Below are 23,141 nucleotides of genomic sequence, written 5' to 3'. Positions count from 1 at the left end.
ACCTGTGCTAATCATCGCGCTAGTCCTTGCCGTTATCGGTCTGGCCTCCCTCGTCACCGCGGTCGTCACCAGCAACGAGGTGATCGCGTGGGTGTGCATCGCCGCCAGCGTGATCGGCGTGCTGCTGCTGATCGTCGATGCCCTTCGCGAGCGCTCGAGGGGCGCCGGCGGCTCGGACTCCGATGACGCCGACGAGCAGACGGCCGCCTTGGCGGCGTCCGAGCCGGCAGAGGACTACCCGGACGAGGAGACCTCGCAGTTTCCGGTGACCACCGACGACGCGACGTACCCGGATGACACGGCCTACCCGGATGACACGGCCTACCCGAACGAAGCAGTCGGTTCCGACGAGACCGAGGTCTACGAGACCTCAGGTGCGTCTGCGGAGGCGGATACCACCGCGGTCGCCGTCGACGATGACCTGCCGGCGGACGAGCAGTCCGACGTGGAGAACTCCACCAAGCGCGATTAGCGCACGTCGCTCGTCGGACGCTCCAGTGCGTCTCTGACCTCGTCGTCGGAGACCTGGTGGAAGTCGTCGTAGACCTGCCCGACGGCGTCGAACGAGGCGGGAGTCGTCGCGCAGAACACCTCGTCGACTTCGGCGGCGAGTTCACGGCACACCGAATGAGGTGCCACCGGCACCGCGACCACGATGCCCGCCGGCCCTGCCGAGCGGATCGCACGCACCGCCACCTTCATACTCGCGCCGGTGGCGATCCCGTCATCGACCACGATCACCATCTTGCCGGGCAGACTCCGCTGGCCCCGATTGCCGCGATAGGCCGACTCCCGTCGATGCAACTCCTGAGTCTCCCGGTCGATGATGTCCTCCAGCTCGGCCGCAGAGATCCGCAGACGGCGTATCACGTCGTCATTGAGAACTACCTCGCCGCCGCTGGCGATGGCACCCATCGCGAGTTCGGCCCAGTTGGGAACGCCCAGCTTGCGCACCAGAAAGACGTCGAGTGGGGCATGCAGGTCGGCCGCGACCTCCCATCCGACAGGAACCCCACCGCGCGCGAGCCCCAGCACCACCACGTCATCGCGGCCGCGATAGGCCGTGAGAAGTGCGGCCAGCGCCCGGCCGGCTTCCCCGCGGTCCCGGAACGTTCTCCGGGTGGCTGACATCGGAATACCAGAAGCTTAGGCCCGCGCCCAGCGCTAGGTTGGGTTGCTCGGCAATCCGAACTGGCCGCGGCGACGAATCGAGAGATGTGGGAATCGAGTACGACAGCATCGTCGATCATTCGTGCGACGACGTGTTCGCGTGGCACACGCGACCCGGCGCGATGCGGCGTCTGGTCCCGCCCTGGCAGCCGATGCGGGTGGTCAGTGAAACCGACTCGCTGGCCGACGGACGCGCGGTTCTCGCTCTGCCCGGCGGATTGCGGTGGGTGGCCCAGCACGAGCCCGCTGAGTTCGACCCGCCACGGCGGTTCGTTGACGTGCTCACCTCGTCGGGTGTGCGGTCGCTACCGCCACGGGTGATCGGTCGATGGCGGCACACGCATGACTTCACCGACGGTCCCGCCGCCGGCACCACCCGGGTGCACGACACCGTCGACACCACGGTGCCGGGTGCGGCCCTGCGCTCGACCTTCGTCTATCGCCATCGTCAGTTGGCCGATGATCTGGCCGCGCACCGTGACGCCGCCACGATGGGTACCGGTCCGCTGACTGTCGCGATGACGGGGGCCACGGGTCTGGTCGGCACCGCTCTGTCGGCACTGTTGAGCACCGGCGGCCACCGGGTCATCCGGCTGGTGCGTCACGACCCGACCGGTGCCGGAGAGCGACGCTGGGATCCGCGCTCGCCCACACCGGATCTGCTGGCCGGGGTGGACGCCGTTGTGCACCTGGCGGGTGAGTCGATCGCGGGACGGTTCACCGCGGCGCACCGAGCGGCGATCCGCGACAGCCGCGTCGACCCGACCCGCAGGCTGGCGCAGTGCGCGGCCCGCACACCCGACGGCCCGCGGGTCTTCGTAAGCGCCTCAGCCATCGGCTATTACGGCTTCGACCGCGGTGACGAGCCGCTGACCGAGGATGGCTCGCGCGGCCAGGGATTCCTCGCCGATGTGGTCGCTGACTGGGAGGAGGCGACCGCACCGGCCTCCGCCGCTGGTCTGCGCGTCGTCACCGTCCGGACCGGGATCGTGCAGGCTGCCGACGGCGGCACGCTTAAGCTTCTGCGTCCCCTGTTCGCGGCCGGTCTCGGTGGGCGACTGGGCAGCGGTCGGCAGTGGACGTCCTGGATCGGGCTGGACGACCTGCTCGACGTGTACTACCGCGCGCTGTACGACGAGCGGCTCGTCGGGCCGGTCAACGCCGTGTCGCCGCACCCGGTGCGCAACACCGAGTACACCAAGGCGCTCGCCGGGGTGATGCACCGGCCCGCGCTGATCCCGGTCCCAGCCCTCGGGCCGCGGCTACTGCTCGGCGAACAGGGCGCCCGCGAACTCGCCGAGGCCAGTCAGCGCGTGATCCCTGACAAGCTCGCGGCGCTGGGCCATCGGTTCCGTCAGCCCGAGGTCAGCGACGCGCTGGCTCATCAGCTGGGGCAGGGCTGAGCGACGATCCTCTCGGAGAATGCGCGCACCAGGCGTCGGATACGGGGTGCCACGTCGGGCCGCAGGTCGCGGGTGGCTTCGCGTAGCCGATCCGCGGTAAGCCCGAGGGACTCGACGTCGCCGTCACGATCGACGTCGAGCCACAGGTCGAGCAGCGCCTCGTCGAGTTCGGGATGGAACTGCAGGGCAAGTGCCCGCCCGAGGACGAACGCCTGCGACGAGTTCGCGGTCCTGGCGATCTCGGTCGCACCGGGCGGCACCGTCCACCGGTCGAAGTGCCACTGGAACCACTGACCGGCGGGAATCAGCTCGTCATCGTCGGTCTGCACGTCGTACCAGCCGATCTCGGGGACATCGGACCGTGCCACGGAGCCACCGAACGCCTGCGCGAGCAGCTGTCCGCCGAAGCAGACGCCCAGCGTGGCGACGCCCGCCGTGGCCGCATCGCGCAGCATCGCCATCTCCGCGCCGACCCACCCGCGGCGCAGCGTCTCGTCATAGACCGGCCACCGCGCACCGAGGGGGACGATGACGTCGTAGTTGCGGGGGTCGGGAAATGTGACCTCGACGTCGGGGGAGTCGACCCGATCGCTCGGGACGACATCGAATGTGGCTATCTCATAACCGCATTCGTCGAACGCCTCGCCCAGCATCGCCTCGGTGGCCAGGTGTTCGTTGCGAATGAAGAGAACGGTGCGGGTCATGGTGACCAATTGTTCCGTATGCGCCTCACCGGGGTGGGGTCGGTGGGGCGTCATCGGGCGCGAGTTCGGCGCCGACCCTGCGGAACAGCGTGTCGGCGGCGTTGACGTAGTTGCCCTGTTCGTCGAAAGCCTCGGGCAGATACGTCACGGCGATGGCGATGGCGATCTTCTTCGACGGGAGGTAGGCCATGACCCCGGCCTCGCCCGAGAACAATGGATTCTGCAGCAGCCAGTCGCCAGATGTCACGATGCCCATACCGTAGGTGTAGAAATCGGTCATCGGACCACACGTCGCGCAGCCTGGTTGTGCATGCGTCTTGCCAAGCAGGTCGCGCGACACCATCAGCTCATGGGACTTCTTCGACAGCAGTTTGCCGGACCCGATGCCCGCCGCACTGGCCTCCATATCGTAGATATTCGTGGTCTGGATCGCGCCGTCCGTGATGGTCCATGAGGGGTTCCAGAAGGTGGACTCCTCGTAGAACGGTGTGCCGCTGGGGATCTGAAGCGTCTCGCGACGTTCGCTGGTGTAGGCGTGCAGGGCGGGCGCGGGGATCTCCGGTGTGAAGGAGTTCGCGGTGTTGGTCAGCCCGAGCGGCTCGAGTACCTCGTCGTCGAGCAGCTTGGGCATCTGCTCGCCAGTCGCCTTCTCCAACGCCCTGCCGAGCAGGACGTAGTTGGTGTGTGCGTAGTTCCAGTTGGTTCCGGGCTCATACAGCAGCGGTTTGGACGTCGCGAACCCGAGCAGCTGCTCGGGTTCCCACTGGCGGAACGGATCCTGGTACGACGCGTCGATGAACTCGGTGTTGCCGATGACGTAGTCGTGGTAGCCGGATGTCATCTGCGCGAGCTGGCCCAGCGTCACCTGATCGGAGTGCGGGACGTCCGGCAGCCAGGTGGAGAGCTTGTCGTCGAGGCTGACCTTGCCCTGATCGACCAGTCGCAGCAGCAGCGTCGACACATAGGAGATGGCAACGGCACCGTTGCGGAAGTGCATGGCGGGAGTGGCGGGCACGCCGGTCATCGACTCACCGGAGGCGCGGGTGAGCAGCTCGCGGCCGTTCTCGGTCACCCGAATGATCACGGCCTTGAGGTGCTCCTGCTTCATGACGTCATCGACGATGCGCATCACCGCGTCGGACCGCGACGTGTCGGCGCTGGGCGTGGGCGATTCCGAGCGATTCGCGGCGGGTGCACAGGACGCGATGAGTGCGACAGCGCTGAGCGCAGCGAGCAGGCGGGTGAGCATGCCCGGATCATGTCACGGTTTGATCTTGAGGCGATGCGCTGATGCGGCGTGCGTTTGGTGGCCATCTGAGCGGGGCATGACTGTGGCTGATGGCCGCGGTGAGGGGAGGTGCCTTGGATACGACCGACTGGTTCCTGACCTCAGCCGAACGGGGTAACCCGCACACCGATATCGCCGCATGGTGTGAGGGCAATCTGATTGAACCGCTGGTGCACGGCGCGGCCTACTTCGACGCGCTCGCCGCCGAGATTGCGGCGTGTGGTCCCGGCGACCACGTGTTCTTCACCGACTGGCGCGGCGATCCCGACGAGAATCTGCGCGAGTGCGGCCCGACGATCGCCGAATCTCTTTGCGCGGCAGCCGAACGCGGCGCCATCGTCAAGGGGCTGATGTGGCGTTCGCATCTCGACACACTGCAGTACAGCGAGGAGGAGAACCGCCACCTCGGGGAGGATGTCGAGCGCGCGGGCGGTGAGGTGCTGCTCGATCAGCGGGTCAGATTCGGCGGATCGCATCATCAGAAGCTGGTGGTGATCCGGCATCCGGCGGCCCCCGAGCGTGACGTCGCGTTCGCGGGCGGCATCGATCTGTGCCACTCCCGCCGAGACGACGAGCGCCATCTCGGAGACCCGCAGGCAGTGCGGATGTCACCGCGGTACGGGGATCACCCGCCATGGCATGACATCCAACTGCGGCTCAGAGGGCCGATCGTCGACGCCCTCGACGCCACGTTCCGCGAGCGCTGGAGTGACCCCGCTCCGTTGGACGTGCTGTCGCCCGTCGCCTGGGTGAGGGACAAGTTCAGCGGCGCGGACATGCACCCGGATCCGCTGCCCGACCGGCCGTCGGTGCCGCCGGTCTGCGGCCCGCACGCGGTGCAGCCCTTGCGGACCTATCCTGACGCCCACTTCGCGTACTCCTTCGCACCGAACGGTGAGCGCAGCATCGCCCGTGGTTACACAAAGGCGGTCAAGCGCGCGAAACGGCTGATCTACCTGGAGGACCAGTATCTGTGGTCCAGACAGGTCGCCCACCTGTTCGCGGAGGCGCTACGGGACAACCCGCAGCTGCACCTGGTGGCGGTGGTGCCACGCTTTCCGGACGTCGACGGGCGGTTCGCCTTGCCGCCCAACCAGATTGGTCGCCACAAGGCCGTCGAGGCATGCCGTCGGGTCAGCGCCGACCGGGTACACGTCTTCGACGTCGAGAACCACATCGGAACTCCGGTGTACGTGCACGCGAAGGCATGCGTCGTCGACGATGTGTGGGCCTGTGTCGGCAGTGACAACTTCAATCGGCGGTCGTGGAGCCATGACAGTGAGCTGTCCTGTGCCGTGCTCGACGACACCCGAGACGAGCGGTCGCCGAGGGATCCGGCGGGACGCGGTGACGGTGCGCGGGTGTTCGCGCGTGACCTGCGATTGCGCCTCCTCCGTGAGCACCTGGACCGCGCGGCGGACGGCAGCGATGACGACGGGTTGGTCGATCCGGACACGGTGGTGCAGGTGCTCGATGAGACCGCGCGGGCGCTCGACGAATGGCACGCGGGTGGCCGTGTGGGCCCGCGACCGCCCGGGCGTCTGCGTGTACACCAGCCGGAGAGGCTGGGCGTGCTCACGCGACTGTGGGCCGGACCCGCGTACCGCATGATCTACGACCCCGATGGACGGTCGTATCGCGATCGGATCAAGGGCGTGTGGTGAAAGCTCAACTGTCACTTGCGTTTCACTGCCTCTCATTCGGGTGCTGATTCTCAGAGTTCTCTTCGGAACGCCGCCGTCAAGTCCTTAGAGTTCGCACATATGTTCGAATCATGGGTGGGGGTTCGGTTCGCGAGGTGGTTGCCGCGATACGTGCGGCCCACGACGATCTGGCCGCACTGCCCATCGACGCGCTCACCGGGCCCGAACTGCTGGAGGTACTCGACGATCTCGAGACCCTGGCCTGCCAGCTGCCCACCCAGAGCCACCGGCTGCTGGCCCACCTGCAGACCGAGACCACGCCCCAGGCGATGGGCGCGAAGTCCTGGCGCGACGTGCTCGCGATCCGGTGGCGCATCTCCACCCGCGAGGCCAAACGCCGACTCGATGAAGCGGCCGTACTGGGCCCACGTCGCACGGTGACCGGGGCGCCGCTGGATCCGGTGCTGCCCGCCACCGCCCTGGCGGGCGCGCACGGATCGATCACCAGCGAGCACGTGCAGGTGATCCGCGACGCGATGGCCGCCATCCCACCCGCGGTCGACCCCCTCACGCGCGGCCAGATCGAGGTCGACCTGGTCCGCACCGCCACCGGAGTCGGACCCAAACAACTCAAGGACAACGCCGAGCGCACCATCTTCCTGCTCGACCAGGACGGCCCCGAACCCGACGACACCGAACGCACCCGGCGCCGCGGGCTGTCGGTCGGCCCCCAGCAGTCCGACGGAATGACCGCGATCAGAGGCAACCTCACCCCCGAGGCGTGGGCGATCTACGAGGCGATCTTCGCGAAGTGGGCCGGCCCCGGGATGTGCAATCCCGACGACGACCTTCCGTGTATCGCCGGCACCCCGTCACAGGAGCAGATCGACAGCGATCACCGCAGCCTGGCCCAGCGCCAGCACGACGCGCTGATCGCGGTCGGGCGCAATGTGCTCGAAAGCGGTGTGCTGGGCCAGCACAACGGCCTGCCCGCCTCGATCATCATCCGCACCACCCTGCAAGACCTCGAGAGCCGCGCGGGGGTCGGTATCACCGGTGGGGGCACCGTGATGCCGATCCGCGACGTGATCCGCCTCGGTGCGCACGCTCACCACAATCTGGCGGTGTTCGACGGGGTCACCGGCTCGGCACTTGACCTGTTCCGCACCCGCCGGGTCGCCTCCCCGGCGCAGCGGATCATGCTGATTGCCCGCGACGGCGGGTGCACCAAACCCGGCTGCCCGGTACCGGCCTACGGCACCCAGGTCCATCACGCGGCCCGCGACTGGGCCGATAACGGCCAGACCAACGTCGATGAGCTCGGCCTGGCCTGCGGGCCCGACAATCGCATGGTCGGCCCCGACGGCTGGAGCACCCGCATCAACGCATGCAACGACGTCGAATGGATCCCACCGCAACACCTCGACACCGGCCAAGCCCGCATCAACGACTACCACCGCCCCGAACGCCTCCACCCGCCCGCCGACAACGACAACGACGAACCGGCGGACAACACCGCCGAAGACACTGGCGCACAATCCAGCTCCGACCCACCCCAACCCGACGCGGCGTAGCCGTAACCGGTCCGCGGGTCACAGGCCGACGAGGCGCCCGCCGCAATCAGGACGTGCGGTAGCGGCGCTCGGGCCGGCCCACGCCGTACTGCAGACGTAGCTCCAGCGCACCCACGCCGAGGTAGTGCTCGAGGTAGCGGCGCGCGCTGACACGCGAGATCCCCACCAGCTCGGCGCATTCGGCTGCGGACACCTCACCGGCCGACCTGACGGCCTCGAGCACCAGCTGGCCCGTCTCGGTGCCCAGGCCCTTGGGCAGCGACTCACCGCCGCGCGCGGGCGCCGAGCCACCGAAGAGCGAGTCGATCAGGGATTGATCGACGCCTGCAGCTGACCGCAACGCGTCGTCGCGGGCAGCGAACGCCTCGAGTTTCGCCTTGAACTGGTCGAATTCGAACGGCTTGATCAGATAGTCGGCGGCGCCGCCGTCCAGTGCGCCGGACACGGTGTCGAGTTCCCTGGCCGCGGTTATCATGATCACCCCGACACGGTCGCCGCGAGAACGCAAGCGTTGCAACACCTCCAGTCCCGTCATATCGGGCAGATGGACGTCGAGCAGGATCAGATCGAGGCTGGACTCCGCGGCATGGGTGAGAGCCTCGGTGCCGGTGCGGGCGACAGCGGAGGCATGAAATCCGTCGACCCGGTCCACGAACCGGCGGTGGATCTCGGCGACCATGAAGTCGTCATCGACCACGAGGACCTCACGCATTGCCGCTACTCCCATCGGGACGGTCCAGTGGCAATCGCACGTCGAAGACTGCGCCGCCGTGTGGTCCGTCCGACACATCGACCGTGCCGCCCAGTTGTGCGCTGACAAGGCGGACCAGCGCGAGCCCGATGCCTCTGCCACCGGGCACATCGGGTTTGGAGGTGACGCCGCGGGCGAATATGGCCTCGCGTAGGTGCTCGGGCACACCGGGTCCGGAGTCGGCGACCGAGATGGTCAGTTCGCCTGCGTCGTCGAGGGCGACGGTGACCACTGCGCGCTCTGATCCCTCCGACACGTCAACCGCGTTGTCGATCAGATTCCCTAGGACCGTGATGACGTCGGTCGCCAGAGCGGGATCCAGTGCGGTGAGGTGGCTGTCATCGTCGAGCACGAGGGCGACTCCACTCTCTGCCGCCAGTGAGGACTTGGCGATCAACAGCGCTGCCACCGCGGGGTCGGCGACGTGGCGTGTCACGGCGTCACTGATCTCGGCACGGCGCCGGGTCAGCGTTCCGACCAGATCGCGCACAGCGTCGTACTCGCCGAGTTGAACGAGCCCCGAGATGGTGTGCAACTGGTTGGCGAATTCGTGGGTCTGCGCGCGAAGGGTGTCGGTAACGCTCTTGTGTGATGACAGCTGGGCCTGCATCGAGGCCAACTCGGTGCTGTCGCGCATCGTTGTGACGGTACCGATCCGCTCGCCGCCGGTGCTGGCCGCCCGCCGATTGAGCGCGAGAACCCTTGTCCGCGTCGTTATCACGACGTCGCGGCCGTCGTCACCGGACAATAGGAACTCGACGACAGCGGGGTCCATCCCGCTCGCGTCAACGTGGCGTCCCACAGCGTCGCCCGTGACACCAAGAAGTCCCTGTGCGCTGTCGTTGAGCAGGGTGATGACGCCATCGGTGTTCACCGCCACGACACCCTCTCGGATGCTGTGCAGCAACGCTTCCCGGTGATCGGCCAACCCGGCGATCTCGGCGACTTCCAGACCACGCGTGTGGCGCTTGATACGCCGGGACAACAGCCACGAGGCGGCCAGTCCGAGGGCGGCGCCGAGCCCCAGATACACCAGTAGCCGCTCACCGGCTCCGCTGAGCAGTTGCCACACTGACGGATAGGGCTCGCTGACCGAGACCACGGCCAAAACGTCGCCGTCGGTGGACAGGATTGGCACCTGGCCGACCAGCGAGTGCGAACCGTCGACGTCGAGATCGCCCGACCACGCCCGGCCCTCGATCACCCGGCTGTGTTCGAAGCCGTCGCGTTGGCCCACGCGGGAGGGCTCCGACGACGCGCGCACCAGCCCGTCGGGTGCCTGGATCTCGACCAGCCGTGCGCCCGACAGGGCGACGGCGCGATCGACCTCCGGTGCCAGCAGTTGCGCAGCGAACGGATCCGCGTAGCGATCCCGCACGATCGGTGTCGAGGCGAGGTTCTCGGCGACCGCGATCATCCGCTGACCTCGCACGTCGCGGAACTCGCGCGAGGACTGCGCCACTGACACCGCCGCCACCGCGCCGAGCACCACGGCCACCACCAGCAACTGAAACACCAGAAACTGGCCGGCCAGGCTTCGCGCCGTCAGCCCTCGCCCGGTCCATGTACTCCCGGCCCATTTACTCAAAGACCAAAACGTCCTTTGCGTCCGAAAGGGTGACGTGGGTCACTTGGGGGAACAGTATCGATGAACTTCACAATTCGGCGAACGGGGACGATGGTGTCGAGACTTCCACGGTGGGCGACCGGGTGGGGGGCGGGACTGACCGCCCTGCTCCTGGTCGTGGTCACCGCAACGGCCTGCGGGGTCACCCGCGGCGATGATCCCGCCGGCCTGCATCGGCTGCGGATGATGGTGCCGAACAGCCCGGGCGGTGGCTACGACCTCACCGCCCGCACCGCGGTGAAGATCATGGAGGACGAGGACATCACCGGTCGCGTCGAGGTGTTCAACGTGCTCGGCGCGGGCGGCACCGTGGCGATGGCCCGGTTGATGAACGAGCGCGGCAATGGCGACCTCATGATGACCATGGGTCTCGGCGTGGTCGGCGCCACCTACACCAACGGGTCGCATATCAAGGCGTCGGACGCGACTGCCATTGCGAAGTTGATTGAGGATCCGGGGGCCATCTTCGTTCCCGCCGACTCGCCGTTCCAGACGGTGACCGACTTCGTCACGGCGTGGAAGGCCGACCCGTCCAAGGTCACCATCGGCGGCGGATCGTCACCCGGGGGCCCCGATCACCTGTTCCCGATGGAATTGGCCAAGGCGGTGGGCGTCGAACCCAAGAGCGTCAACTTCGTCACCTATGACGGTGGTGGTGACCTCTTGACCGCGCTACTCGGCAAGAAGATCACGGTGGGCACGTCGAGCCCCGGCGAACTCATCGACCAAATCGAGGCGGGTCAGCTTCGGGTACTCGGCGTCTCCAGCGAGGAGCGTGTCGAGGGCATCGACGCGCCGACGCTGAAGGAGTCGGGTATCGACCTGACGTTCGCCAACTGGCGTGGAGTGCTTGCGCCGCCGGAGATCCCGGATAACGCCAAACAGTCGATGGTCAAGGTGCTCGAGGAGATGCATGGCACACAGCAGTGGAAGGACGCCCTGGTGAAGAACGGCTGGACCGACGCATTCATGACGGGTGCGGAATTCGAACAGTTCCTGAAAGACCAGGACAACCGGGTGTCGTCAACGTTGACCGAATTGGGCCTGCTATGAGCGCGACCGACGAACGCTCGCGCGAGGAGCGCAGGCCCGACTATGCGCAGTACATCGTCGTCGCCGTGCTGGCGGTCGTCGGCGGGTTCCTGGTCTACAGCGCACTGACGCTGCAGGAGGGCTTCGCCAAGGTGGATCCCGTTGGGCCAAAGTTCTTCCCGATGGTCATCGGTGTCACGGCCCTCGTGCTGGCACTGATCCTGGCCGTCGCGATTCCACGCGGTTCCAAGGGCGAGGCCGACGCCGGTGAGGACATCGATCCGGACATGCCGAGCGACTGGCGCACCGTCAGCCTGCTGGTGGCGCTGTTCATCGCGATGATCCTGTTGGTGAACCCGCTGGGATGGGTCGTCATGAGTTCGATCTTCTTCGCCTGCGCGGCAACGATTCTCGGCAGCAAGCACTATGTCCGCAACATCGTGATCGGGGTGGTCCTGGCGCTGGCCAGCTTCTATGCGTTCTACTCCGGGCTCGGAATCCCGCTGCCCGCAGGCATCTTGGACGGGATTCTGTAATGGACAACTTCGACTGGCTCATGCAGGGCTTCGCCGAGGCCGCAACCCCAATGAACCTGCTGTACGCGGTGATCGGTGTACTACTCGGGACGGCGGTCGGCGTCCTTCCGGGCATCGGGCCCGCGATGACGGTGGCGCTGCTGCTGCCGATCACCTACAACGTCAGCCCAAGCGCTGCGTTCATCATGTTCGCCGGCATCTTCTACGGCGGCATGTACGGCGGCTCGACAACCTCGATCCTGCTGAACACGCCGGGGGAGTCGTCGTCGGTGATCACGGCGATAGAGGGCAACAAGATGGCCAAGGCGGGCCGTGCCGCGCAGGCGTTGGCCACCGCGGCGATCGGCTCGTTCGTGGCGGGCACCATCGGCACCGTCCTACTCGCTGCGTTCGCGCCGGCCATCTCACGGTTCGCCGTCACCCTCGGCGCGCCGTCCTATCTCGCGATCATGCTCTTCGCGCTGGTGGCGGTCACAGCGGTCCTCGGGTCGTCCAAGCTGCGCGGGGCGATCTCGCTGGTTCTCGGGCTGGCCATCGGCATCGTCGGCATCGACTTCCTCACCGGGCAGCCACGGGCCACGTTCGGGATCCCGCAGCTGTCCGACGGTATCGACATCGTGGTGATCGCGGTGGCGATCTTCGCTCTCGGCGAGGCGTTGTGGGTCGCGGCGCACCTGCGCCGACGGCCGTCTGACGTCATTCCGGTGGGTCGACCGTGGATGGGCCGCGACGACTGGAAGCGGTCCTGGAAACCATGGCTGCGCGGTACCGCATACGGTTTCCCGTTCGGCGCGCTGCCCGCTGGCGGTGCCGAGCTGCCGACATTCCTGAGCTACATCACCGAGAAGAAGCTGTCGAAGCATCCCGAGGAGTTCGGCAAGGGTGCCATCGAGGGTGTCGCCGGTCCGGAGGCCGCGAACAACGCGTCGGCGGCGGGCACGCTGGTGCCGATGCTGTCGCTGGGTCTGCCGACCAACGCCACCGCCGCGGTGATGCTGACGGCCTTCGTCTCGTACGGAATCCAGCCCGGCCCAACGCTGTTCGAGAAGGAGCCGCTGCTCATCTGGACGCTCATCGCCAGCTTGTTCATCGGCAACCTGCTGCTCCTGCTGCTGAACCTGCCCCTGGCGCCGCTGTGGGCCAAGTTGTTGCGGACCCCTCGGCCGTACCTGTACGCGGGCATCCTCTTCTTCGCCACGCTGGGCGCGTTCGCGGTCAACGTGCAACCGCTGGATCTGGCGCTGCTGCTCCTGTTCGGTCTGCTCGGCTTGATGATGCGTCGCTTCGGACTTCCGGTGCTGCCGTTGATCATCGGCGTCATACTCGGACCGCGTATTGAACGCCAGCTGCGCCAAAGCCTGCAGCTCGGCGGAGGCGACTGGAGCAGCCTGTTCACCGAGCCGGTCGCGATCGTCACCTATGTCCTGATGGCGGTGCTCCTGATCGTCCCGCTGATACTGCGGCTGCTGCACCGCGATGAGGAGACCCTGCTCGTCGTCGAGGACGACAGGGACCAACGAGAGAAGGCCCAGGCATGATCGTTATCGGCTACACCGCGGACGCTTTCGGCCAGGCCGCGTTGGATCACGGCATCGCCGAGGCCAGATTGCGCGACACCGACGTGTTGGTGATCAACTCGACAGCGGGTGACGCCTATGCCGATCCGGCGTTCGCCCAACCCGATCGGGTGCGCGAGGTCCAGGCCCGTCTTGCGACGTGTGGTGTGCCGTCGCAGTGGTCGCAACCCGTCGGCGTGGACGCCGCGACGGAGCTGTTGACGGCGATGGAGCATGCCGATGCCGAGTTACTGGTTATCGGGGTGAAACACCGCAATCCGGTCGGCAAGCTGCTGCTCGGCAGCGTGTCGCAGCGGGTGCTGCTGGAGTGCGCCAAACCCGTACTCGCGGTCAAACCAGCCGAGTGATGGACGAGGGCGGAGCAACGCGCCGGGCCTACGAGTCATCGACGTGATGGGCACCCGCCGGAGCCGTTCCGACGGTCACACACACCGCTCCTGAATTGTTTGCCATGGAGATCTCGACATTGATCAATGGCACTGTGCAGCACACTGTGACTGAATCGCAGAATTGACGGGTGCGCAAACGGTGTAACGGCGGCGGGCTTGAGTACGCGTCGGGATCGGTCTAAAGCCCAGGTTGATCGGCGGGAGTGCTGCCGAACGCCAAAATGATGCCATTGGGCCGAATTTGGCCTCGAAGTGATGCCGATGGTCTCGAAGTTCATTGACCACCCGCTATGTCGTGTAGCGCACTGCCCCAGGGGTGGCGTGGCCGGCCGCGTGTCAGGAGCGAACGCGGGTGGGGGCAGCGAAGTCGATTGGTGGTGCCCGGTGATATGCCGTTACGTCCACACGCTGCAGGCCGATCAAGCATCGCAGCATTGCTGCAGTGTGCGATCTGCGAACTATTCGCTGGTGGTGGCCTCGTCATCTCGCATGATTATGTGCTGAATCCGTGAGTTCGGTAAATTCAGGAGTTCTACCTAATTTGCTGAAAGTGCGCAATCGGAGCTAGGGGCGAATTCACCCCCTTGGGGGCCTGGCAAACGAAATTCAAGATCAAATAACCGTACAAAAGGTCTCATTGCAAATGAATGGTGATCAAGGTTGCGGTCATGTAACTTTTGCTGATCGAGTTGGTTCCTATCTAGGGGGTTGCCATGCAACTAGCTCTCCGTTCACCTCTTTCGGCAGGCATTGCGCTCGTCGGAGCAACAGCGATCGCACTCAGTCCGATATCTGCACCGGCGCCTGATCTGAGTATCAAGGCCGACAGCGTCGCGTCGGTGTACGCGGACTACACGCCGACCAGCCTGGCGACGGCGATCTCCGACCTCGTCGGTGGCGTGGGTCTCGCCGGGCAGCAGGCCATCGCCGGTATCGGCGGGATCGGCAACACGGTGCTCGCCACGGTTGGCGGAGTGGGCAACGTGCTCGGTGCCACTGGCGGCGGCGCGCTGGCGGCCATCGCGTCCAACCCGTTGAATCCGGGGGCGTACCCAGCGGCACTCGCGCTGCTCCTGACGGGTTCGGGCACGGCATTGGGCACGGGGCTGGCGGGTCTCGGTTCCATCGGTGAGCAGGCCATCGCCACGATCGGCAATATCGGCAACACGACGCTGGCAACCATTGGTGCCATCGCCAACAGCCTGGGTGCCGGCGCAGCGGTCGCCGCCCTTTCGGCTCTGGCGCCGGGAGACATCCTCGCTGCCATCGGTGTGCTGGCCGCGGGTGCCGCGACCGCACTCAATGACGCCTTCCTTGGAGCTGGCAGTGTCGGCACGCAACTCGTCGCTGGTATCGGTGGCGCGGGCAACGCGGCACTCGCCGGCTTCGGCGCTGCCGGTGTTGGTCTCATCGGCGGTCTCGGCACAACGGTCAATCAGGCGCTGAATGGCATTGGTGTTACTGGCAATGCGCTGATTTCGGCGGTCGGAGACTTCGGCAACGCGGCAATTAGCGCCATCGGAAACACCGGTGGCGCCGTGGCAGACACTGTCCTGGGCGCGCTCAGCACCATTCTGTCGAACCCACTGAATCCGGGGAGTTATGCGACGGCGCTGAGCACCCTGGTCACAGGGGCCGGGTCCGCGCTGAATCTGGCCGTACAGGGCGCGGGTGCGGCGGGCAACATCGCCGTGCAGGGACTTGGTGCGGTCGGCGACTCGCTGGTGAGCAACCTCGGACTGGCGGGCAGCACGCTGGTGCAGACTCTCGGCGCTGCGGGCGCCGCGATCATCGGCACCACGGGAGCGGTTGGAAACCTGCTCGGTTCGGCGATCGGAGGCGCCGGTAACACCGCCGTGGCGACGCTCGGCGGCATCGTGGGCACCATCACCACCGCCATCGGCACGGCGCTGGGTCTGATCACCTCACCACCGGCTCCATTGGCGCCCTTGGCTCGCGGCGCGGAGACGAATGCCGTGTCCGCGACCGCCGTGACACCGGGGGATATCGGGACCGCGGTGACGGTGCTCCTCAGCGGTGTCGGAACGGCGCTCACGCAGGGCATCGTCGGATTCGGCGGCGCAGGTCTGTCTGCCATCACCGGTCTCGGCGCGGCAGGCATCACCACCGTCGCCACGATCGGCGCGATTGGCATTTCGGCCCTCGCAACCGTTGGGGCACTTGGTAACACGGTGATTCAGACCCTGGGCGCCATCGGCAACTCGCTGATCGCAGGCGCAGGGGCCGCTCTTGGCGCCGTCATGAACAATCCGCTGAACCCGGCAAGCTACGTCGCGGCTGTCTCGGCTGTGGTGGCCGGCATCTCGAATGCGGCGAACCTGGGAGTCAAGGGTCTCGGACTCGCGGGGACGAACCTGGTCGCTGGTATCGGCAACACGGGCAACATCGCCGTCAACGGCTTCGGCGACGCAGGCAACCAGGCCATCGCGGGTCTGGGCGCGGCAGGCAACGGGATTGTGAAGACCGTCGGCGATGTCGGTAACACGTTGGAGAACGCGGTCGGTGACGCAGTCGGAGTCATCACCGGTCCGTCTTCCCCGGCGCCGGTTGTCGAGGCCCCGTCGACCATCGAGGTTGTCGAGGAGTCGCCGACCGTCGCCCGGGTTGCGCTGGCCCCCGCCGAGGAGACGGTGACCGACACGTCAGTGACCGACGAGAAGGTGACCGACGAGAAGGTGACCGACGAGAAGGGGGCCACCACTGATCCGGCTCCGAAGGACACCGCGGACACCGATGCCAAGGACACGACCACCAAGGACACCGACGAGGCTTCGGATACCAAGGGTTCGAGCACCAAGGGGTCTACGGCGGGAAGCACCGCCAGCAAGGACGGCGGCAAGGTCAAGCCCAAGACCAAGGCGCCGAGTTCGAACAACGCCGGTGGTGGCAGCGGCGCCACGTCGGCCGCCGATGACACGCAGTCGGCGGGTGCGACGAGCGCCTCCGCGAGCAGTGAGTCAGGCGGCTCGGGTGGTTCGGCGGGCGGATCCGCCGGTGGCGGGTCTGACGCCTAGGAACACGTAGCACGGTGATGGGCCTCCTGGTAAGGGGGCCCATCGTCGTGTCGCGAAGCCAACCCATCTCCTATAGCGCTGCGTCGGCTGACGTCAATTTGGGGTTTGGCGTGTGGATCGGGCCGGGTAGTCCGCTGCACATGGTCGATACTCGCGCGGCGGCAGCCGGTGCTCACGACAACGCCTGGTTCGAGTCGGCCGCGCGCAGTGGCTTCGCCGCAAGCGGGATACTGCATCTCCTGGTGGCCTGGATCGTGCTCCGCCTGGCGCTGGGTGACCCGGGAAGTGCTGACCAGTCCGGCGCGCTCGCAGCACTTTCCGCGCAAACCGGTGGCGCCGTCATGTTGTGGCTGGCTGCTGCAGTGTTTGCCGCCCTGGGGCTCTGGCATATCGTCGAGGCAGCCGTCGAAACCAAGGTCAAGGATCGAGCCAAGGCAGGTGCCATCGGGGCGGTGCACGTAGCACTGGCGTTCTCCGCGGCCAAGTTCGCTATGGGCAGTGGAAAATCCAGCGGTGAACAGAACGCCGGACTGAGCGCCAGGATGATGCAGACCGAGTGGGGGAGCGGTGTGCTCGTGTTCATTGCACTCGTGGTGATCGGAGTCGGCGGTTATCACGTGTACAAGGGCGTCACCAGGCGATTCCTGAAGGACCTTGAGGTGTCGGGCGGCTCGGTGATCACTGTGCTGGGCATCGCGGGATACGTCGCCAAGGGAGTGGTGCTCGTTGGCGCAGGACTGCTGGTGATTGTTGCCACGATGACATCGGACCCATCGAAGGCCACCGGCATCGACGCGGCGGTCAAGACGATTGGTGCTGCACCGTTCGGCAAGTTCCTGCTGATCCTCGCCGCGGTGGGCCTCGCCGCGTACGGGGTCTACGGCTTCGTTCGCAGTCGCTACGCGGACATGTAGAACCGAAGCCGCGCGACCTCGCAGTATGTTTCGGCGTCGTTTCGTACACGCTTCTGCGATGAATACCATTGCGCACTCCACGCGCAGAACTGCGTGAGTTGGTGTTGACATCTCGGACACGGCTGCGCAACGGACCCAACATCGCAAACCCGTAAACCTTTGAGCAGACCGCGTCTCTGCTGAAAGGCCAACAATGTCGAGACTGACCCGTAACCGCGATATCGAGCACCCGCGGCGGAGCCGCGATATCGAGCACTGGGATGCCGAGGATGTGGCGGCCTGGGACGCGGGTGGCGACAAGGTCGCCAAGCGAAACCTGATCTGGTCGATCGTCGCCGAGCACGTCGGATTCTCGGTGTGGTCGATCTGGTCGGTCATGGTGCTGTTCATGCCGCAGGCCGTCTATGGCATCGACGCGGCGGGCAAGTTCTACCTCGTCGCCGTGCCGACGCTGGTCGGTGCGTTCATGCGCATCCCCTACACGGTGGCGCCTGCCAAGTTCGGCGGCCGAAACTGGACGATCGTCAGCGCGCTGCTGTTGCTCATCCCGACGGTGCTGGCGCTGTGGGCCATGACGACGCCGGGCACGACCTACACCACGTTCATGGTCGTGGCGGCCTTCGCGGGGTTCGGCGGGGGCAACTTCGCCTCGTCGATGACGAACATCAACGCGTTCTACCCGCAGCGGCTCAAGGGCTGGGCATTGGGTCTCAACGCAGGCGGCGGCAATATCGGTGTCCCGGTGATCCAGCTCGTCGGTCTGCTGGTGATCGCGACGGTGGGCAACACCGCAGCCGAACTGGTCTGCGCGATCTACCTGGTGCTGATCGGGGTGGCCGCGTTGGGCGCCGCACTGTTCATGGACAACCTGCAGAACCAGAGGTCCAACCTCGGCGCCCTCGTCGAAGCTTTGCGCTACAAGCACTCCTGGGTGATGAGCTTCCTCTACATCGGCACGTTCGGTTCGTTCATCGGCTTCTCGTTCGCGTTCGGCCAGGTTCTTCAGATCAACTTCCTCGCCGGTGGCGACACCCCAGCGCAGGCCGCGCTGCACGCGGCGTCGATCTCCTTCATCGGGCCGCTGCTTGGTTCGATCTCCCGGCCGTTCGGCGGCAAGCTCGCCGACCGGATCGGTGGCGGCAAGATCACGCTCTACACATTCGTCGCGATGATCTTCGCCGCGGGCATCCTGGTCGTCACCGGAATGATCGACGACGGTATGACCGGTGCGGTGACCAACAGCCAGATGACGGGCTATGTGGTCGGTTTCATCGTGTTGTTCGTCCTGTCGGGCATCGGCAATGGCTCGACCTACAAGATGATCCCGTCGATCTTCGAGGCGAAGGCCGCCGACAAGGACGGCTGGACCCCGGACGACAAGGCCACCTGGTCACGAAGCATGTCCGGTGCGCTGATCGGGTTCGCCGGTGCGGTGGGGGCGCTCGGCGGGGTGTTCATCAATGTGGCGCTGCGGCTGTCATATGTGGGTTCGGCGAAGTCGGCAACGAACGCCTTCTGGGTGTTCCTGGCGTTCTATGTGATCTGCGCGGTGGTGACCTGGTTCGTCTTCCTGCGGATGCAGTCGGTCCGTGCCGTCAGCGAGGAGCCCGTGGGTCGGGCACCCGCACCGGTCGCGGCGGGCTAATCGGAATCACGTGACCCAGACGACGCGAACCGCATGCTCGTACTGCGGGGTCGGTTGCGGGATCTCGGTGGAGACCCGGACCGACCCCCAGTCGGGTCTGCCCGTCATCGCGCGGGTGTCTGGAGACCGCCTGCACCCCAGTAACTTCGGTCGGCTGTGCACCAAGGGGGCGACCCACGCCGAGATGATGGCGGCCACGGACGGTCGACTGAGTACTGCGCTGGTCCGGCCGGCACGGGGGGAGGCGACGGCACCCGTCGACGTCGAGACGGCCGTGGCCGAGGCGGGGCGCCGGCTGCGGGAGATCCGCGATGAGCACGGCCCCGACGCGATAGCGCTCTACGTGTCGGGCCAGATGTCGATCGAGGCCCAGTACCTGGCCAACAAGCTGGCCAAGGGTTTCATCCGCACCGTGCACATCGAGTCGAACTCGCGGCTGTGCATGGCAAGCGCGGGAACGGGTTACAAGCAGTCGCTGGGTGCGGACGGACCGCCCGGCTCCTACGCCGACTTCGACACTAGCGATCTATTCTTCGTGATCGGCTCGAACATGGCCGACTGCCACCCGATTCTCTTCTTGCGCATGGCCGACCGGCTCAAGGCGGGTGCCAAATTGATCGTCGTGGATCCCCGGCGTACCACCACCGCTGAGCGCGCCGATCTCTACCTGCCGATCAGGCCCGGTACCGATCTGGCGCTTCTCAACGGACTGCTGCACCTGTTGGTCGAACGCGGCGACATTGATCAGGATTTCATCGTCGAGCACACCGAGGGCTGGCAGGCGATGCCGGAGTTCCTTGCCGATTACCCGCCCAGCGTCGTTGCCGATATCACGGGGCTTGACGAGGACGATATCCGCACGGCCGCAACGATGATCGCCGATGCAGGGGAGTGGATGACCTGCTGGACCATGGGGCTCAACCAGAGCACGCACGGCACGTGGAACACCAACGCGATCTGCAACCTGCACCTCGCGACCGGAGCGATCTGCCGGACCGGCAGCGGGCCAATGTCTCTGACCGGACAGCCGAACGCCATGGGCGGCCGCGAGATGGGCTACATGGGCCCGGGGCTGCCAGGGCAACGGGCCGTCACCTCCACCCAGGATCGCGCGTTCGTCGAGGAGCAGTGGGGCCTGGCGCCCGACACGATCCGCACCGATGTGGGACCGGGCACCATCGAGATGTTCGACATGATGCGCGGTGGCGATATCAAGGCCTGCTGGATCATCTGTACGAATCCCGTTGCCACGGTCGCCAATCGGAGCACGGTCATCGAAGGACTGGAGGCCGCCGACCTCGTCATCACCCAGGACGCCTACGCCGACACCGCCACCAACCGGTACGCCGACATCGTGCTGCCCGCAGCGCTGTGGGCCGAGGCCGACGCGGTGATGGTGAACTCCGAGCGCAACCTCACCCTGTTGGCGCAGTCGCTCCCCGCGCCGGGGCAGGCCAGACCCGACTGGGAGCTGATCTGCGGTGTCGCCGAGCACATGGGCTTCGGCGCCGACTTCGCGTACAAGTCCAGCGAGGATATCTTCGACGAGATCCGCCGGTTCTCCAATCCGCGTACCGGATACGACCTTCGCGGCGCGAGCTATGACCGACTGCGGGAGACACCGCTGCAGTGGCCCGTGGCACCGGGCGGAGCCTCCGACCGCAACCCCATCCGCTATCTCAACGACGGTGTGAGCCAGGACCTGTTCACCGACGAGTCGGGTCGCACACCGCGGCTCGCGTTCCCGACGCCCTCGCGCCGTGCCGTGTTCCACCCGCGCCCGCACATGGAGGCCCGCGAACTACCCGACGACGACTACCCGATGGTGCTGAACACCGGTCGCCTGCAACACCAATGGCACACCATGACCAAGACCGGCCGGGTCGACAAGCTCAATAGGCTCGACAACGGACCGTTCGTCGAGATACACCCCGACGACGCCGCTCGTTTCGGGATCGCGGACGGTGCGCGTGTCGAGGTGACCTCGCGACGGGGCCGGTCCGTGCTGCCCGCGGTGGTCACCGACCGGGTGCTGACCGGCACCTGCTTCGCTCCGTTTCACTGGAACGACGAGCACGGCACCGACCTCACCATCAACGCATTGACGAACGACGCCGTCGATCCGGTGTCGCTGCAACCCGAGTTCAAGGCGTGCGCCGTACGGCTCGTGCCGGTGCCGGTCGAGGCGACCTCGGCGCGGTTGTGGGTCGCCGCCGCGCCCGCCGGCGACGGTGAACTCGCAGGGGACGGTCCGCTGGTGCTGTGGGCATCGCAGACCGGCAATGCCGAGGAGTTCGCGACCACCGTGGCAGGGCGCCTGCACGGCTCGCGTCTGCTGGCGATGAACGACGCCAGCCTCGGCGACCTCGCCGACCGGCGCGACGTCGTGATCGTGACGAGCACATTCGGCGACGGGGGCCCACCCGACAACGGAGCCGACTTCTGGGATCGGCTCGAGGCACCCGACGCGCCCACCCTGGCAGGGGTGCGCTACGCGGTGTTCGGCATCGGCGACAGGTCGTATGACAACTTCTGTGGGCACGCGAAGTCGCTGGACCGCAGGCTGACCGACCTCGGCGCCAGCAGCGTTGTCGAGCGCACCGAGTGCGAGGTCTACGACGACGACCCCATGGCACTGTGGGCCGACCGGGTGGTCCAGGTTCTGGGGACCACCGATGTCGCCGGCGCCGCGCCAAGCGCTGCCGTTGGCAGCACGCGCGCAGCCGGACCACAACCGTTCACCCGAGCCGCGCCACTGCGAGTGCCTCTGAGCCGCAACGTCCTCCTGACGTCGCCGCGATCGGCCAAGGAGGTGCGGCAGTTCGGCTTCGACATCTCCGAGCACGACGTCACCTACTCCGTCGGCGATGCACTCGGCGTCCACGTCACCAATGCGCCCGCCGTCGTCGATGCCTGGCTGGCGGCCGCCGGTCTGTCCGGCAGTGAACCGGTGCACCTGGACGGGACGGATGTCGCCCTGCGGGACGCGTTGACGTCCTCCTACGATCTGTGCCGGGTGACACCCAACCTGCTGACCTTCGTCGCCGAGCGGTGCCGGGACCGCAAGGCCGCACGGATGCTGGCGAGATCATCGGCCAGCCGAGATGCCTGGCTGCACAATCGCAACGGCATCGACGTGCTCGAGGAGTTCGCCGTGCGCGCGGACCCCGTCGAGTGGCAGGACGTCCTCGTCCGGCTCACCCCCCGCTCGTACTCGATAGCGTCCAGCCCACTGGTGAGTCCCCACGAGGTGCAGCTGACGGTGTCGGTGGTCCGCTACCGCAACCCCCGGGGCGTCCAGCGCGGAGGAGCGGCGTCGACCCTCCTGGCGGACAGGGCCACGCACGCCGAGGTGTTCCTGCAGCCGTCGCCGCACTTCCGCCCTCCCGAGGACGGCGCGACGCCGATGATCATGGTCGGCCCGGGCACGGGCGTCGCCCCGTTCCGCGGTTTCCTGCAGGAGCGTCGCGCGCTCGGGCATCAGGGGCCGAACTGGCTGTTCTTCGGCGAACAGCACCGCGCCGAGAACTACTACTACCGCGACGATCTCGAGGACATGGTGCGCGACGGCCTGTTGAACCGTCTGGACCTGGCCTTCTCCCGGGATCAGGCGCGCCGGGTCTACGTGCAGCACAAGATGTCCGACTACGGCGCAGACGTGTGGCGTTGGCTCGAGGACGGTGCGCACCTCTACGTGTGCGGCGACGCGAGTCGGATGGCCAAGGACGTCGACGACACGTTGACGGCGATCATCCGTACCCACGGCCGTCTGTCGGACTCGGCCGCGCGTGACTACAAGCGTGAACTCGTCGCGACGAAACGCTACGTCCGCGACGTCTACTGAGGTCGTGCG

Annotated in this window: 17 protein-coding genes; 12 read left to right on the top strand and 5 right to left on the bottom strand. The window is 66.7% G+C overall.

Annotated features, from left to right (window positions below; all coding sequences use genetic code 11):
- Window positions 1–4: 4 nt before the first annotated feature.
- Complete coding sequence (locus tag ABIA65_RS28025; RefSeq protein WP_354525592.1) at window positions 5–472, top strand: hypothetical protein; 468 nt, start codon at window positions 5–7, stop codon at window positions 470–472.
- On the opposite strand, the gene ABIA65_RS28020 is transcribed toward ABIA65_RS28025, so the two are convergent.
- Window positions 469–1,131, bottom strand: coding sequence for a phosphoribosyltransferase (locus tag ABIA65_RS28020; RefSeq protein ID WP_354525591.1), 663 nt, complete (start codon window positions 1,129–1,131; stop codon window positions 469–471). The two genes, ABIA65_RS28025 and ABIA65_RS28020, sit on opposite strands and share 4 nt — an antisense overlap.
- A gap of 86 nt (window positions 1,132–1,217) precedes the next feature.
- Between ABIA65_RS28020 and ABIA65_RS28015 the strand changes: the two genes are divergently transcribed.
- Window positions 1,218–2,573 (top strand): TIGR01777 family oxidoreductase, encoded by a 1,356-nt coding sequence (locus tag ABIA65_RS28015; RefSeq protein ID WP_354525590.1) that lies wholly within the window; start codon window positions 1,218–1,220, stop codon window positions 2,571–2,573.
- On the opposite strand, the gene ABIA65_RS28010 is transcribed toward ABIA65_RS28015, so the two are convergent.
- A complete protein-coding gene (locus tag ABIA65_RS28010) occupies window positions 2,555–3,277 on the bottom strand; it encodes a type 1 glutamine amidotransferase (RefSeq protein WP_241404764.1) in 723 nt (240 codons plus the stop codon). The genes ABIA65_RS28015 and ABIA65_RS28010 overlap by 19 nt on opposite strands.
- 25 nt (window positions 3,278–3,302) lie before the next feature.
- Window positions 3,303–4,526, bottom strand: a complete 1,224-nt coding sequence (locus tag ABIA65_RS28005) for a serine hydrolase domain-containing protein (protein ID WP_354525589.1) — start codon at window positions 4,524–4,526, stop codon at window positions 3,303–3,305.
- 89 nt (window positions 4,527–4,615) lie between these two features.
- Here ABIA65_RS28005 and ABIA65_RS28000 point away from each other — a divergent pair, with 89 nt between their 5' ends.
- Both ABIA65_RS28000 and ABIA65_RS27995 read left to right on the top strand, forming a co-directional pair.
- Window positions 4,616–6,229 (top strand): phospholipase D family protein, encoded by a 1,614-nt coding sequence (locus ABIA65_RS28000; protein WP_502919626.1) that lies wholly within the window; start codon window positions 4,616–4,618, stop codon window positions 6,227–6,229.
- 110 nt (window positions 6,230–6,339) lie between these two features.
- Entirely contained in the window at window positions 6,340–7,782 is a 1,443-nt protein-coding gene (locus ABIA65_RS27995) for an HNH endonuclease signature motif containing protein (RefSeq protein ID WP_354525587.1), read from the top strand.
- Window positions 7,783–7,828: 46 nt separating this feature from the next.
- Here the strand turns inward: ABIA65_RS27995 and ABIA65_RS27990 are convergent, their stop codons facing one another.
- Both ABIA65_RS27990 and ABIA65_RS27985 read right to left on the bottom strand, forming a co-directional pair.
- Window positions 7,829–8,494, bottom strand: a complete 666-nt coding sequence (locus tag ABIA65_RS27990; protein WP_241404768.1) for a response regulator — start codon at window positions 8,492–8,494, stop codon at window positions 7,829–7,831.
- Window positions 8,487–10,121 (bottom strand): sensor histidine kinase, encoded by a 1,635-nt coding sequence (locus ABIA65_RS27985; RefSeq protein WP_354525586.1) that lies wholly within the window; start codon window positions 10,119–10,121, stop codon window positions 8,487–8,489. Before ABIA65_RS27985 ends, ABIA65_RS27990 begins: the two co-directional genes overlap by 8 nt.
- 90 nt (window positions 10,122–10,211) lie before the next feature.
- On the opposite strand from ABIA65_RS27985, the gene ABIA65_RS27980 reads away from it, so the two are divergent.
- From ABIA65_RS27980 to ABIA65_RS27945, 8 genes are all read left to right on the top strand, one after another.
- Window positions 10,212–11,213, top strand: a complete 1,002-nt coding sequence (locus ABIA65_RS27980) for a Bug family tripartite tricarboxylate transporter substrate binding protein (protein ID WP_354525651.1) — start codon at window positions 10,212–10,214, stop codon at window positions 11,211–11,213.
- Window positions 11,210–11,728 carry a tripartite tricarboxylate transporter TctB family protein gene (locus ABIA65_RS27975; protein WP_241404770.1) on the top strand — a complete coding sequence of 173 codons (519 nt, stop codon included), beginning with the start codon at window positions 11,210–11,212 and terminating at the stop codon, window positions 11,726–11,728. The genes ABIA65_RS27980 and ABIA65_RS27975 overlap by 4 nt, the downstream gene beginning before the upstream one ends.
- A complete protein-coding gene (locus ABIA65_RS27970) occupies window positions 11,728–13,266 on the top strand; it encodes a tripartite tricarboxylate transporter permease (RefSeq protein WP_241404771.1) in 1,539 nt (512 codons plus the stop codon). Before ABIA65_RS27975 ends, ABIA65_RS27970 begins: the two co-directional genes overlap by 1 nt.
- Complete coding sequence (locus ABIA65_RS27965) at window positions 13,263–13,652, top strand: universal stress protein (RefSeq protein WP_354525585.1); 390 nt, start codon at window positions 13,263–13,265, stop codon at window positions 13,650–13,652. Before ABIA65_RS27970 ends, ABIA65_RS27965 begins: the two co-directional genes overlap by 4 nt.
- A 755-nt stretch (window positions 13,653–14,407) precedes the next feature.
- On the top strand, window positions 14,408–16,729 hold the full coding sequence (locus ABIA65_RS27960; protein ID WP_354525584.1) for a beta strand repeat-containing protein: 2,322 nt from the start codon (window positions 14,408–14,410) through the stop codon (window positions 16,727–16,729).
- Between the two features lie 140 nt (window positions 16,730–16,869).
- Window positions 16,870–17,643 (top strand): DUF1206 domain-containing protein, encoded by a 774-nt coding sequence (locus ABIA65_RS27955; RefSeq protein ID WP_241404774.1) that lies wholly within the window; start codon window positions 16,870–16,872, stop codon window positions 17,641–17,643.
- Between the two features lie 193 nt (window positions 17,644–17,836).
- Entirely contained in the window at window positions 17,837–19,288 is a 1,452-nt protein-coding gene (locus ABIA65_RS27950; RefSeq protein WP_354525583.1) for a nitrate/nitrite transporter, read from the top strand.
- Window positions 19,289–19,355: 67 nt separating this feature from the next.
- Entirely contained in the window at window positions 19,356–23,132 is a 3,777-nt protein-coding gene (locus tag ABIA65_RS27945) for a bifunctional nitrate reductase/sulfite reductase flavoprotein subunit alpha (RefSeq protein ID WP_502919625.1), read from the top strand.
- Window positions 23,133–23,141: the final 9 nt, after the last annotated feature.

This window comes from Mycolicibacterium sp. 624, from assembly GCF_040548615.1.
Classification (GTDB): domain Bacteria; phylum Actinomycetota; class Actinomycetes; order Mycobacteriales; family Mycobacteriaceae; genus Mycobacterium.
Note: the sequence above shows the minus strand (reverse complement) of the source record. Positions and strands in the feature narration are given on the sequence as shown.